Origin of the sequence: Pseudoalteromonas luteoviolacea (genome assembly GCF_018100925.1) — a bacterium.
Taxonomy (GTDB): Bacteria; Pseudomonadota; Gammaproteobacteria; order Enterobacterales; family Alteromonadaceae; genus Pseudoalteromonas; species Pseudoalteromonas obscura.
This window is the reverse complement of the sequence record NZ_JAGJEH010000005.1, coordinates 199283-212882: the sequence shown is the minus strand read 5'-3', so window position 1 is coordinate 212882 and position 13600 is coordinate 199283. Positions and strand designations below refer to the sequence as shown.

Genomic DNA, 13600 nt, shown 5'->3' with positions numbered 1-13600 from the left:
CTATACTGAAATTAAATGTATAGTAAGTACTTACAATCAAACTAGATATTGTTTAATGCATCGCTATGGATAAACATGCAAAACAAGAAAGGTCAATTAGCATTGGTTATTAGACAAATCATCCCCTTGTTCTAGGTTACGCGTATTTTGCTTTACTGATTGTTTAATGGTGCGGTACATCGCGTGCATAGCCACTGGCTTACCAATATGGGCTGCAAAGCCGAGACTTTTATAGTGCGCAATGTCTTGCGACATCACATTTGCGGTGAGTGCAATTACAGGTATGTTTGGATTGGCTTTTTGAATTAACAAAAATGCTTCTATACCGTCCATTTCAGGCATTTGTATGTCCATTAAAACAATGTCATAGTAAGACTGATTAAAGGCTTCTACCGCAAGTTTACCATTCTCAACGACATCCAAAGTGGCACCAGTTTTCTCTAGCATCTTTTTAATCACTATTTGGTTTATTTCATTGTCTTCAGCGATTAGAATTTTCAAAGTTGCAAAATTTGGAAAGCAGTCTTCGTCTCCCTCTTTATTTGGATCAGTTAGCTCAGCAGGTGCCAGTGATAAGATAACATCAATCGTGGTGCCTTTACCTAGTTCACTTTTAAGATTAATTGTGCCACCCATTAAGTGAACTAAGCTCGCCGTGATGGCAAGGCCTAACCCAGTGCCACCATACTTGCGTGTGGTCGACGAGTCAGCTTGTTGAAATCGGTCAAATATCGACTGCTGGGCGTTTTTATCCATTCCAATTCCGGTGTCTTTTACTGCGATATGTAGCGCCGATTCTCCTTGGAATTGAATGGCCTGCACTTCAATTTTTATTCCGCCTGAGTCAGTAAACTTGACGGCATTTGACACCAAGTTGAGCAGGATCTGCCGAACTCTGACAGAATCACCCAAGCGGCCATCAGATTTCCCCAGATCAAAACTTGTATCGAGTGAAATAAATTTTTTTTCTGCTTCAACTTTTAAATCTGACACGACGGACTCAACAGTATCTGCCATTGAAAAAGGAGCGAGCTCTAGCGCCAATTTATGCGCTTCAATTTTTGAAAAATCCAAAATATCATTAATAACCGTAAGTAAGGATTGCGCAGAATATACGGCTTTTGACATTAAACTTTTTGATTCCTTATCGAGATTTCCTTTCTCAAAAATCTGTAGTGCACCTAGAATACCATTCATCGGTGTGCGTATCTCATGGCTCATATTTGCCAAAAATTCGCTCTTAGCTATGGAAGCTTGTTCTGCCTTTACTTTAGCCTCTCTAAGTTCTTCATTTTGCTGTCGCATTTTATCTCGAGAGCGCTTTAGTTGCCCTGAGTATTTTCGATTGAAAAAACCAACATTGCAACAATACAAATAGACACTTGCGGCAGCTACAACCTGCGTGATAAGCGGTGACTGCTCAACAAACTCAAAACCGAACCACACCCCACCGGATATACAACCCAATGCCAATACGGCAGTACAGCTGTAATACCTTTTCACACCACCCAAGATAAGGCTATTTAACGAATTAACGATTAACAACGCAAAGACCACCCAAACCTGAAACCCAACCACTGCGCACCAAATCCCATAAAATAGAGCATCTAAGTGTAAGTTAATGTATTCATGGCTATTTTTGTCCGAGAAAAGTTTGCTGTGTAAGCGCGCTACGTGAGGCCAAAGTGCACAATTTAGAAAAATAAAACAACCAGTGGTAAAGCTCAGGCCTTTGTACAGTGCCCCAATGAGCATAATTGCCATTAAGACGCAGCCAATTATGCGTGGCGCATAGTTAAGTTTAGCCAAGGAAGGCTTCTGTTCAGGTGTATCGTTGCTATATTGAGCAGACGTCATGTGAAATGTTTAAGTCCAAAGCGCAGCTAATCTTTTAACTTTATACACTAAAACAAGGGTTTTTATTTAAGTTTAGGTTAAAAAGTTTGCATTTTTGCACTGGTACACGTGTACAGGAGTATTGTTCTCACCACACATCGGAACTCAATCTACCGCTATATTGCTACAAGATGTTCAAAATGCACACTTTTATTAAAAGCACCAAAGTGTACATGCTCACACTTAAAAGCAAAACACAGATCAACAACTTACCAAGCTTAGTGTTTGCCACCGTTTTTGTGACGACACACCATAACATCAACATGTACAAGGCTATTTCGCCAGAATGTTTAAGCACCAAAGCTTGATTGAACGTGCCTGAAAGCCAAAATTGCGACGAGACGTTAGAAAAATAAACTCCCCAGCACAGTTGATAAAGACAGGCGATTGGTACAAAACAAAAGCTCACCGCCTGCCATAGCCTAAATGATTGCATAACGCCAAATACCCTATTCCTTTTATGTTCTCAATGACTGACGCCTTATAAGACGACGGTATGATCAGCATCTGCACAACCAGACATATGTATGTCACCAGGCTCAGCAATCGCGATACATAGCCCGAAAATGACAAGCAAGCTATCTATCATGTTTAAACCTCTCAAAATAGTTTGAAATGTTTAAATACAACGTCTTCACCCACTGCGGTTTATCGCTCGCTAACTTTGAAATATCATTAATTCGTGGGTCCGACGGCGCAATCGCGACGTTGACATTCGATTTGCCTACTAGCGTTGTTAAAACAAAAAGTTCTTCAGCAACTTCATCACCCATCGCTAAACAACCAATTGAAATGGCCTTTCCATGAATGAAAATATTGGTGCCGGGCTCTGCTCTACCCTCTTCTTTTGCATGCAGTAAATCAAAATCATTTGGGTAGTTGAGCTTCATGGACAGATGAAATGCACTATTAGGGTTTAAATACTCTAGCTGGTAAATCCCTTCTGGAACTTGCTTATCACCTTCCCTTAGCTTGGGACCTAACACACCACTAGCTGCCAGCACTGGGTAGGAACGTATAAAGGTTTGCTCCTCGGCATTTTCAACCCACAGTTCAAGCTCATTTGAATCTTTGATTGCTAGCAAGGTAACTTTTTCAGGCGGAAACTGAACATTTGCAGTTTTGAAAAAAGGCAATAACCTATCTTTTGAGGCCTCACCATATAGGTCGACAACATCTGCAGTAGTGCGCTTTCCAACAATTTTATGAAACATAGGAACCCATATAGGCCTCATAAAAAAATAGACACCAGCTGTGACTACAATAAAAGAAATGAGTGCTAGAAGTTTTACAAAATGCATTGTTGATCCTTACTTGCTATAAAATACTATAGATATTAATTCCACTTTAATCTTCTTTAAACTAAGCCAATTCCCAAACCAAGCACTAGGATCACAAAATACAACGGGCCGTGATTAAATCTATTTAAAAGCCAAAAATACAAAAAAGATAAACCAAACGATATCAAAGTACCGACTAAAACATACGAAAAGCTGGCGCCGCTCATCCAACCAAATACTAACACCACTGAGGAATATATACCTGCACATAAGATTGGTTTTTCGGTGATAGCTAATACTCTCAGTAAAGCGAGTAACAAAATTATTTTTATAATCATTGTATTTTCCTATTTGAGCAAAATGAGTTACCTATTCTGTGCTCATTGCCACTAACCCTCACTAAAATCAGTCAAACAAAACTCAAGTATTCCCCATGCTTGTTCTACAGTTTCAGTCAACTGAACATTAAACTCTTCGCTCACCTTTACATTTAATATATGTTCATGCCAGCCAGTCGAATCTTCCACCAACAGATGCAGCATGGCGTTTTGGCAATGACTCGGTTCGTAAAAGTCTTGGAGAAAAAAGGCACAATTATCAAGCCTAAAATAAGCAGCCCCTTCAAATTCAGAAGTTGCAGTTAATGTTAAGCTCATTGTCGACAAATACGAAGTTTTCGGATTTACAAACGTGAGAAGCATTCTCTGTTAATGCAGCTTGAAGATCCTGAGTAGTGCTGCATACGCAGTCTTATGTAGCAATTTTATACTTGCGGTCATTCAAGTTTTCTGCCGCTGAATAAGTGAAAGAACACTCAATCAACAATAGTCAACACAGTAGGCTATCTAATTCATAATATGCCGTTTTGCGCGTGTTTCACACGCTTACCAGTCAGCAAGCGTGCTAACCCCAAGTGCCTTTTACACAGCTGCAAAGTTATAAATGTCAGACGCCTGCAAACCGTAGAAAAGGCCAGGTATAAGAACAACACACGCTGCTATAAATGCGTAGGTGAGAGATTTATTCTTTTTACCTCTTACATACGTGAGACCAATAGTTGCCGCTATCAGAAGAGGCAGTAAAAAATGCACTCTCATGAGCGCCATTAAAACAAACAGCCGCTGCACTTCGATACTCATTGATATATCGTAAGCATAAGCCAACAAAGGAGCCCCAATAAAAGTTCCGATGATCAATGTAGTTACATATAAAAGAATTAAGAACCACCACGGCGTGTTTTCTATCAGTTTAATCATGTTTCAGTGCACTTAACGCCAACATAAACGGCGTATTAGGCTTGGCTAAAATTACCTAAGAATGGACGCCAGCCAAGCATTAAACGGCCCATTCATCATTGTGATGCCATTTTACAACTTTCCCCGCCATTGAGGTACTTAAATCACTCATCATGAGGAATTACGCGCCAATTAACCAAGTTATTCTGCTCAATTACGACTCTTTTCGGCCAAAATATATATTCGCCACCCTACTTATCTAAATCAAAGTAATTAAACCGGTTGCGTAATAGCAAGCGTACTCGCGATAAGAAGGTAATGTTAAAAATCTGCAATGTTCACAATAACCTAAACAAGCTGGCGACTGATAATTACACGTTAGTCGCAAATCATTTCATGCCACGTAAGTACATAGTAGGCTTATTAAGTTGAGTGTTTTATGGACTAAATTATTGAGTTTTGAGACTACAATGATAAAAGACATTTTCGGAACAGATAATTGCATGGTTAAACTTATCTTCATTTTTCTGTTGGTATTTTCATGTGGGGGATTTGCACAGAATTCAGCCACAGGGCCACATATTGAAGTTTCGCTGGTATCCGAAACCAGTCAGCTTAGCATAGGGAAAACCCACTGGATCGGCATCATACTGAACCCGGAACAAGGTTGGCACACCTACTGGTTAAACCCGGGAGATTCAGGTGAAGCCCCCAAGATTGAATGGCACAGCGATGCAATAGAGTTTGGGAATATTCAGTGGCCAATCCCTAAAGCGATAGAAGTAGCACATTTAGTGAACTATGGCTACGAGGGCAGAACTTTACTAATGGTGCCAATAACGCTTAAAGAGCAATCCCTTCCCCATGCAACCATAAAGGCCGACTTGTCTTGGCTAGTCTGCAAAGAAGACTGTATACCTGGGTGGGCTAAGTTAGAACTTGATTTACCAATAGTGCCAACAGGGCAGTCTATCGACTATTCCGATCACCAAGCCTTATTTGAGCAAACTCGCCTACGTTTGGCGAACAAGCCATTCATTGAGGCTAAATTTGAACTAAGCGAAAGTCATATTGCTTTGCAAATGGCATGGCCTTATCAATCGAACTGGCAGATATTTCCATTTAGGGGGGACGTGATCCAGCACAATGCTGCGCAAGATTGGACACAATCACAAGATGTAGCCCAGCTAGTGTTACCATTATCCGATTATTTCTCTTCACAACCCGACTCACTTAAATTTTTGTTGAGTGATGGAGGTTCTGGGTATTATGTCAACGCTTTGCCAAATTCTCCGGACTTTATCCGAACCGATAACACTGCATCGAAACCGATTTGGGTTATTTTAGTTTTCGCATTTCTTGGTGGTTTAATCCTCAATATCATGCCTTGTGTACTGCCTGTATTATCGATGAAGGCCTTGGCGTTAAGTTCGACTGAGTGTAAAAGTCATTGGGGGTACCCACTAGGGGTCATTATCAGCTTTTGGTTATTTGCTGCGGTTGTTATTTCGTTAAAGGCAGCTGGCAGCGCTGTTGGATGGGGTTTTCATTTACAAGAGCCATTGCTGATTGCTGCATTGGCCTTTTTGTTCACTTTCATTGCGATGATGCTGTGGGACTTATTACCACCAAGCGTAAACATGTCTGGGATTGGACACTCATTGACGCAAGGCAGTTCTTTTTTCAGCCAGTTCTTTACAGGTGTACTTGCGGTTATCGTTGCATCCCCCTGTACCGCACCATTTATGGCGACCGCACTGGGTGTTGCCATGCTTAGCCCTGCATTTGAAACCTGGCTAGTTTTTACAGCATTAGCGGTTGGCTTTGCGCTACCTATGACACTACTCCCTATGTCGTCACACTTTGCAAAGTTATTGCCAAAGCCCGGAGCATGGATGGAAACCTTCAAACATTTTCTCGGCTTTCCTATGATTGCGACTGTAGTGTGGTTAGTTTGGGTATTTTTATCTCAGACCAGCAGCATGGGCCAATTGTGGTTATTGTCTGGATTATTACTTTTTGCACTCTTTATCTGGCTGTCGAGTAAAATGGGTCGCCCTTTTAGCTATATTTTTATGCTCATGGCGGTCGGCATCGCGACACTTTCAAGTATGAAAGGCACACACATTACTAGCGATGATCAGCAGCTCGGATCCGACCAATTTAGTGAACAAAAACTCTCTCAACTACGTAATGAAAATCATGTTGTAGTAGTGAATATGACCGCCGATTGGTGTATTACTTGTAAGGTAAATGAGCAAGTCGCCTTTAAGGATGATGCGCTAAAAGCGCTCTTTGAAGAAGGTGATATCGACTACCTAGTCGGAGATTGGACAAACAAGAATACAACTATTTTAAACTATTTGAAGCAATATCAACGCTCAGGTGTACCCTTATATATAGTGTATGCAGGAAACCACAGTAAGCAGATTTTGCCTCAAGTGCTAACACCTGAGATAGTAATCGATGCTATCTATGAAGCTAGGAAGGAAATTAACAATGCAACGTCTAATTAAATGGTTTGTAATTACAACCTTTTTTGCCCCAGCCATGAGTATGGCGGCAGCAAAAATAGATGCCATCGCTCCTGATTTTACACTGCAAGATTCCTATGGAAAAACGGTGACTCTATCAGATTTCAAAGGCAAATATGTGGTACTGGAGTGGACAAACCACCTCTGTCCATATGTCAAAAAGCATTACGGGAGTGACAATATGCAATCGCTGCAACGCAAATACACGCAGCAGGATGTAGTTTGGTTGTCTGTCATTTCCTCTGCAAAAGGTAAACAAGGGCACGTTGATGCCAACAAAGCAAATGATTTGACCAAAACTCGAAACGCATCCCCTTCTCATGTGTTATTCGACGAATCAGGGGCTGTTGGTCGCCTTTACAAAGCCAAAACGACACCTCATATGTACATCATCAATCCTGAAGGTAAATTGAGTTATGCTGGTGCCATCGACAGTATAAAATCGGCAAACCCCGCAGACATTCCAAAAGCGACCAACTATGTCGTCAGCAGCCTAACCAACTTATTGGCAGGTAAAGCCATCAACAAGAAAATTACTAAACCGTATGGCTGCTCAATCAAATACAAGAGTTAGTCGACGCAGTTCAGTTAGAGAAAGAAACAAGCTGGTCATACAGAAGGCTTGGCAAACCTATTTCACCAGCTTATTTCAACGCCTTAACAGTGAAACCTAACTTCCCCCAAAACACCGTTGATTAGTTTTCAGCGTTGGGATCGCGAGACTTTCTCTCTACTTTGCTCGTAAGCGCAGTCGTCAATGTGCCAAAGAAAAACCCTAAAATAATGCCACCCCAATTAACCAATACTTCCGGTAGCTCATTTTCAGGGTACATCACGGTCACAATTGCGACGGGAAGGATCACCATGACCGCCAATATGGAAGCCACAACAACCAAAACGCTAATGTGCCAATTAGACATATTTACCTCCTTTCTACGATGTTTTTGAGTAGAGTTGTTGCGTCACGTATCCGTTTCGAGCTAGGTTTATTATCATGCTTAAAAATCGATTCGTACTGCTGTATCGTCACTAATAACCTTTTAGCCATGTCATAGTACAAAGTGTCTTTTGCTATATCCTCCCGTGAGGTATAAGGAAACCCTGTCACTTTTTCAAAGCTCGTTAACCAGTCCCCCAAAAAAGTACGTATTGTTGATCCTTTTTTTATCACCGCGTTATTGTCGAAATAGCTTTGGATCACCATAGCAGCGTCAAAATGATTACCCGTCTTTTGATACAACTTGTATTCGCCCTGATAGGGCCTTGCGTTTGCTGGATTTGCCTTTTTAGCAACGGCATAAGCCGACACCGCCACATCAAAATAAGATGTTGTTGCGTCAATCTCTTTTTCAGGATCTGGTACATTCGTATATACGTGGCCTAGCTGTAAAAATAGCTTATATCTTTCAAGATCACTGAGGCCTTTTGTGTAATTCAAAAAGTCACCATCAGTAGTTAGATCCATATGCCTGATTGGCAACGTACTTTGGGTCTTTAACGCATCGCCAATCAGTCTTACTTTGTAAGAGTAAATGTCAAAGCTTTGATAGATGGCACTTGCAGAATCTAGCTGATCCAACGCCTTGATATAATCACCTGTTAAGGCTGATTTTTTTGCAGAAAGCACTAAAGTATCTGCTAGGTGCTCCTTTGTCCTAACATTGATGTGGTGTTCTGTTTTGCCACTAAAGCCTGTTCTTACCCTATCCCGCTCAGGATCAACCTGCACAAAATCAGTATGTAGGACCAAAAACGCGATGTGCTCCTTGGCATATTTATCTGGCGCTAGCCGCTTACTAAATGTGCCTTTCGACGGTAAATACTCCGCTTCGATACGCTCTTCATTGACTAACAGGATCACTTTAGCGTTTTCAACATGTTGACTTGGTGGGGTTTGATTTATAACCGAACCGACGACAAAAATATTCTTGCTAAAGCAGCCAGCTGAGAAAAAAACAATTTGTATGGCTAAGATAAATTTCAGCATCATACGCCCTCCTCTGGCCCGCTTTTTATTCAATTATTCAATGACACTACTAGCATAGCAGCAGGTACCTCCTTTTGCGTTCATTTGATACATCATAAAAAAGGAGTAATAACTCTATCAGCATCAACACATTCACATTCGTGACTATTTACTAAAGCGTATTAATTTAAATAAACAGACCAGCCAAAAGCAAACTACAACAACCATTTAACCACACAAATTTAAAACAGAGATTTTTATACCTTCAATATGAAAACAAAGAGTAAATATGCAATATAAGCCAATTACTTGTTATTTTTCTTAGCAGCTCGTTTTTGCCTTATCCGTTTCTCCATATTATTATAGTCTTGCACTCCGTCTTCAACAACGTAGTAAGTCACTAGAATCTCTTCAGCTGGTAGCTTCATTGCGGCTTCTTTTAGATCTTTTAAAGATTCCAACTTATCAACTACTTCTAGTGGATTGTCATTAATATTCAAAAATTTCTCTTCGCCAAGTTGTTTTGAAGCTTGATTACCATCCATTTCTGTGTTTACTTCCCGCAAATACAATGGCAAATTACGTATATTTTCTACTTGTCGTTTAGCACTTATATATTCTCCTAAATTTTGCAAGCGATCGTTTGTTTTTGTTACAAAGTCATGCTTGAATTTCCATGGCATTTTATATAAATTTATCCTTGTTTTAGAAATTGCTGTTTCTAATGATTTTCTCTCTGCCCACCCCGATTCGAAAAACTGTTTAATTCGGCTTTTTTCTATTCCTAGCTCCGTAAACCTCCCTGTTTTACGTATGGAATCTAAATTTCTAGCGGCCCAAATTGCATTATTGTATTTATTGACACTCTCCTTCTCCAACTCTGTTAACGCTTCAATTTGCAATGGTGTAATTTGTTCTTCAGACTCTTTGTTTTGTGCAATTACTTGAGAACCCGTAATATCAGTCGTTGGTTTACTTGGTCCTTTTTGCATTAGAATCATTTCTGACTCTTTGTTTTGTGGCTTAATCTGATTACCCGTAATTCCTGTTGCTGGTTTAATCGGTCCTTTTTGACTTTGCATCACTTTCTGACTCCTTATTATTTAAGAACAAACCTTAAAATCAACTCTAATTATATAAATTTAATATATAATTTAAAATCACCCACCAACAAAAAACACAACACATAAAAAATAAAAATTAGAAAAACAATATTATAATTAAGTTTATTTTAAATGTGACACCCCCCGAAAAATGAGGTTTTCACGCTAAGAAATGAATGGCATTCATGCCCCTCGCATGACAAATAAAAAAAAGATTAACTATAAACTAAAAATCATGGCGCAATTACCTTAGCCAATTAAGGTAAAGATAAACTAATTTAAATATGAAAAAGCAAGAAGCTTAACTACTTACAGGTTACTATTTTTTTTGAGTGTTCCACTTATACACGTTATCCTCATACCCATCTTCAAAAGCACTTTGATCTATAGAGGTCCCCATTCCTGTTTCAATCGCTCCTTTTCGTTCAGGATTGTCCAGCCCTTTAACAGCTGTATACAAATCAACTAACGATTTGGCCCTGTCGCCCGGAGCGGAAGTGAGTTTTTGGTCGTGCAAAAACTTAAACATTTTTTTCCAATTGGTAACTGACACATCGGTCGCGTTCGTGCCATCCTTCGTGGTGTCGTCAGTCGCTGTTTGCACAACGGTTTCAACTATACTGGTAATTTTAGCCGCGCCTTCGAGCACACTATCTCCTTTAGAAGGGTGAATATCAGCAGCTGCCCGAGTAAAGTAAGTTGTCGGCTCTGGATAATAAATTTTTAGTGGATGTTTATCATATAGCGCTTTTCTTTTATCCACTTCATAGCCATTAAGTTCATCTAAAAAGGTTTGGTATTTATAATCTTCAGACTCTTGTAAATCGCTCGCCCCTGTCGAGCTCCAGTGGTAAGGCGTTGTAAGAACTAAAGGCATATTGAGCGTATCAGGTGCAATACTCTTGGCCCCTTTTGAATCACCAATTGCTTTGGCAGCAGCGTCAAGGCCATTCTCTATTTCAGACTCCGACCAGTCTTGATCATCATCCGCAGTTTTGTATATCAAATCTCGTCGTTCATCTCCCGCAAGCCACTTTTTAGCGCCCCAGTGCCCTAAAGCAGTTGTATGAGCAAGCTCTCGCCACGCGCGAAAAGGGAAGTTAGTTCTTATTGGCCGCCCTATTTTATTTTGCTTTCTCGCGAGATCTGATGAATTTAAATTTGCCCAAATCCAAGTCGCAGACCCCCAACGCAAGAAGTTTTCGATGTAACCAAAGGTGTCATCTGATTTTTTTTCATAATCTCGCTTTTGTACTTTGTCATACTTGTATTTGGTACCATTTATTTTTGTACTGCCTTTTTTAGCTACCCCTTGGTTTAAATCAGGTTCCCCATCAGCATTCCCTTCTCTTTTGTTAAAGCCAATGGCGTAGAAAATTCTATTTTTCAAACTCGGTTTTAAGCCACTGTGTTTTGCAACGACACTGTTTATTAGTTTCCGATCTGTGTGCAAGCCTTTTTCAGCAGGCGCTATCATTTCAACAATGACACCTGTCTCCTTCTTTGACTGCTCACTTTGATCTGCATTCAGCATAACGCATCCTTAGTTTTGTTTGTGAATTGAAAAGCGCATTTGTGCTGGGCAAAAACAACCGCAGTAAGCCGTCAACCTCTGATCACATAGACCGACTCACACGCAGCACAAAGCTAATTTATGATTTAAAATAATTAAGTTAGAGATTTAAATTTAGAAAAAGGGGGCGAGGAGCTTGTTCTACAACATAATCAAATTGTGGATCCGCTGATTTGAATTCTCACTTGTGTCACCTTGCTGCAATTATGATTGATGCATTACCACAGCTAGCTGAGTCACCGTAAACAAGGGTAACTCTGTTGTAAAACCCCTCTCATTTTCAAGCAATGTAGAATTAAAAGCTTATACGGCTACAACAAGTGGGAATACTGATCATGCAAGCCGCTCGGCCCCTTCACATGATTCCGAGATTACGTCATTTAATTTAGATACCTACATGAACAGTCTTTAGATATCGAGAATAAAATGCGCAGTTACTTTTTAATACAAAACTGAAAAGTCATATGGTAGTAGCAGTTATACCCACTTTTTGAATGTCAAATCAGGCGTTGTAGTGACGACCTCATAAGCGTCAGAAGTATGGTTGCCCTTTCCTGCCCCCGAATGATAGCCGTTAGCCGTGACACTTTTACCTATCTTCGTAAACCAGAACTTCCAACGCCCCTTCACTCGCTCTAGTGAGTCTGTCAGTTCGTAACCTGAATTGGGAACCACCTTGTCTTTCACATCGGTGCGACCACATTTAAAGATACAGGTTTGTGTGATATGTCCATCATAACGAGTGCCATCTTTGTCCGGTTTTAGCTTATTCTTATCGATAGAACCATACGAGATGCGCGTGTGGGAGTCACTTCCCGGTGAGTCGCCATCCAGATAATCTGAGTTATCTCCTGGACCAACTGTTAACGGACCAACAGGCGCGCCCCCTTGCACTTGCTCTGAGATCATTACTTCATCCAGCCAACTATAGTCGTTTGGCACGCCATCGCTCTCATAGGCATCAGAGACTTCCATAATGGCTTCATCATCATCGACAAGACTATTTTTTGCGCTAGGAAGATCCCAGTTTTGCGGGTATGAGGCAATCGCAAAACGATTGGTGATTGCTGAATCATCGATTTCTTTGTTCTCAGATTTTACCGTCAGCTCTTCACCCAGCTTGGTTTGCTGCTTTGGACTAACGGTGATTTCTATTTCTTTGCTTAATTTAACATCTCCGAGTACGGAGACGTCGCCTTTGGTTTTGGATTGGTTACCTTTTGCATCATACAATGCCAGTTTCAACTCCTCTTGCTTTATCGTCCCTTCAACTTTTGCCGCCACTTTGGCCGACGCGCCCCCCGGACGAAGACGCTCATAGGTCCCCAACTTTGTCGCTTCCTTTATATCTTCTGAAGCTGTGATTTTTGGTTTCATCATAATAAAGATCCTTAATATTGATGGTGCCACTTACATAGTTTTACTACTACTTACATGTAAAAAGGGTTGTTCCACTTTCCAAAGAAAGTGCTTAACCCCCTTGTTTACTCGGTTCTTTAAAATCTGCTTTCAACCAAAATTCATCTTGGTTAGATTTGGAAGTCACTCTCCATCTGGTCTAATAGACTGGAAACTAGAAACCAAAAAATAATTTCTCTCTATTAATGCGCCAGATATATACCTTGAAAGTGAATTAGTCTGCTTGTGTGCCAACAGCCGTGGGAGCAATTACTTCAGCACATCATTACCCTTAATAGTGGCGCTGTAGAAATGTCATTTTAGAACGTGTCAAAGAAGCTTTAAGTACCAACTACGCTCATTAAAACGGACTCTATGCAGAGATATGCAGTGCTCGTAATAGTTGGCAATCATCACTGTGTTTTAAGCGATTCGAATCAGTAAAAGCGCACTGCTCTTAAGTTTTTTATCGAATTTAGATAGTAAAACAGCATTGCCGCTTAACGCGTAATACGCTAAAACGGCTTCGCCGCATCACCTACATTTAGGTAATCGAATTTAAAAATACTGCCGGTATTATTGAAAAACGCAATGTACGCTGCGCTTTATTAATAC

The 13600-nt window shown here is 40.4% G+C and carries 12 protein-coding genes; 2 read left to right on the top strand and 10 right to left on the bottom strand.

What is annotated here, in order from left to right; all coding sequences use genetic code 11:
• Positions 1-96: 96 nt before the first annotated feature.
• From J8M00_RS12430 to J8M00_RS12410, 5 genes are all read right to left on the bottom strand, one after another.
• Positions 97-1857: an ATP-binding protein gene (locus J8M00_RS12430; RefSeq protein ID WP_211010564.1), complete on the bottom strand. Its 1761-nt coding sequence runs from the start codon at positions 1855-1857 to the stop codon at positions 97-99.
• Between the two features lie 617 nt (positions 1858-2474).
• Positions 2475-3110 (bottom strand): L,D-transpeptidase family protein, encoded by a 636-nt coding sequence (locus J8M00_RS12425; RefSeq protein WP_247687353.1) that lies wholly within the window; start codon positions 3108-3110, stop codon positions 2475-2477.
• A 143-nt stretch (positions 3111-3253) separates the two neighbouring features.
• Positions 3254-3514 (bottom strand): hypothetical protein, encoded by a 261-nt coding sequence (locus J8M00_RS12420; protein ID WP_211010560.1) that lies wholly within the window; start codon positions 3512-3514, stop codon positions 3254-3256.
• Positions 3515-3565: 51 nt separating this feature from the next.
• Positions 3566-3832: a hypothetical protein gene (locus J8M00_RS12415; protein WP_211010558.1), complete on the bottom strand. Its 267-nt coding sequence runs from the start codon at positions 3830-3832 to the stop codon at positions 3566-3568.
• Between the two features lie 264 nt (positions 3833-4096).
• On the bottom strand, positions 4097-4432 hold the full coding sequence (locus tag J8M00_RS12410; protein ID WP_211010556.1) for a hypothetical protein: 336 nt from the start codon (positions 4430-4432) through the stop codon (positions 4097-4099).
• 449 nt (positions 4433-4881) lie between these two features.
• Between J8M00_RS12410 and J8M00_RS12405 the strand changes: the two genes are divergently transcribed.
• Both J8M00_RS12405 and J8M00_RS12400 read left to right on the top strand, forming a co-directional pair.
• On the top strand, positions 4882-6927 hold the full coding sequence (locus J8M00_RS12405) for a protein-disulfide reductase DsbD family protein (protein WP_211010555.1): 2046 nt from the start codon (positions 4882-4884) through the stop codon (positions 6925-6927).
• The gene (locus J8M00_RS12400; protein ID WP_211010554.1) at positions 6911-7519 is read left to right on the top strand and encodes a redoxin domain-containing protein; all 609 of its coding nucleotides are present in this window, start codon (positions 6911-6913) and stop codon (positions 7517-7519) included. Before J8M00_RS12405 ends, J8M00_RS12400 begins: the two co-directional genes overlap by 17 nt.
• A gap of 121 nt (positions 7520-7640) precedes the next feature.
• Here the strand turns inward: J8M00_RS12400 and J8M00_RS12395 are convergent, their stop codons facing one another.
• The 5 genes from J8M00_RS12395 to J8M00_RS12375 all read right to left on the bottom strand — a co-directional run bounded on the left by J8M00_RS12395 (position 7641) and on the right by J8M00_RS12375 (position 12967).
• Positions 7641-7865: a hypothetical protein gene (locus J8M00_RS12395; protein ID WP_211010553.1), complete on the bottom strand. Its 225-nt coding sequence runs from the start codon at positions 7863-7865 to the stop codon at positions 7641-7643.
• 2 nt (positions 7866-7867) lie between these two features.
• On the bottom strand, positions 7868-8935 hold the full coding sequence (locus tag J8M00_RS12390; protein WP_211010551.1) for a hypothetical protein: 1068 nt from the start codon (positions 8933-8935) through the stop codon (positions 7868-7870).
• A gap of 281 nt (positions 8936-9216) precedes the next feature.
• Positions 9217-9996 carry a hypothetical protein gene (locus tag J8M00_RS12385; RefSeq protein WP_211010550.1) on the bottom strand — a complete coding sequence of 260 codons (780 nt, stop codon included), beginning with the start codon at positions 9994-9996 and terminating at the stop codon, positions 9217-9219.
• Between the two features lie 337 nt (positions 9997-10333).
• On the bottom strand, positions 10334-11548 hold the full coding sequence (locus J8M00_RS12380) for a hypothetical protein (RefSeq protein WP_211010548.1): 1215 nt from the start codon (positions 11546-11548) through the stop codon (positions 10334-10336).
• 516 nt (positions 11549-12064) lie between these two features.
• A complete protein-coding gene (locus tag J8M00_RS12375; protein ID WP_211010547.1) occupies positions 12065-12967 on the bottom strand; it encodes a hypothetical protein in 903 nt (300 codons plus the stop codon).
• Positions 12968-13600 lie beyond the last annotated feature (633 nt).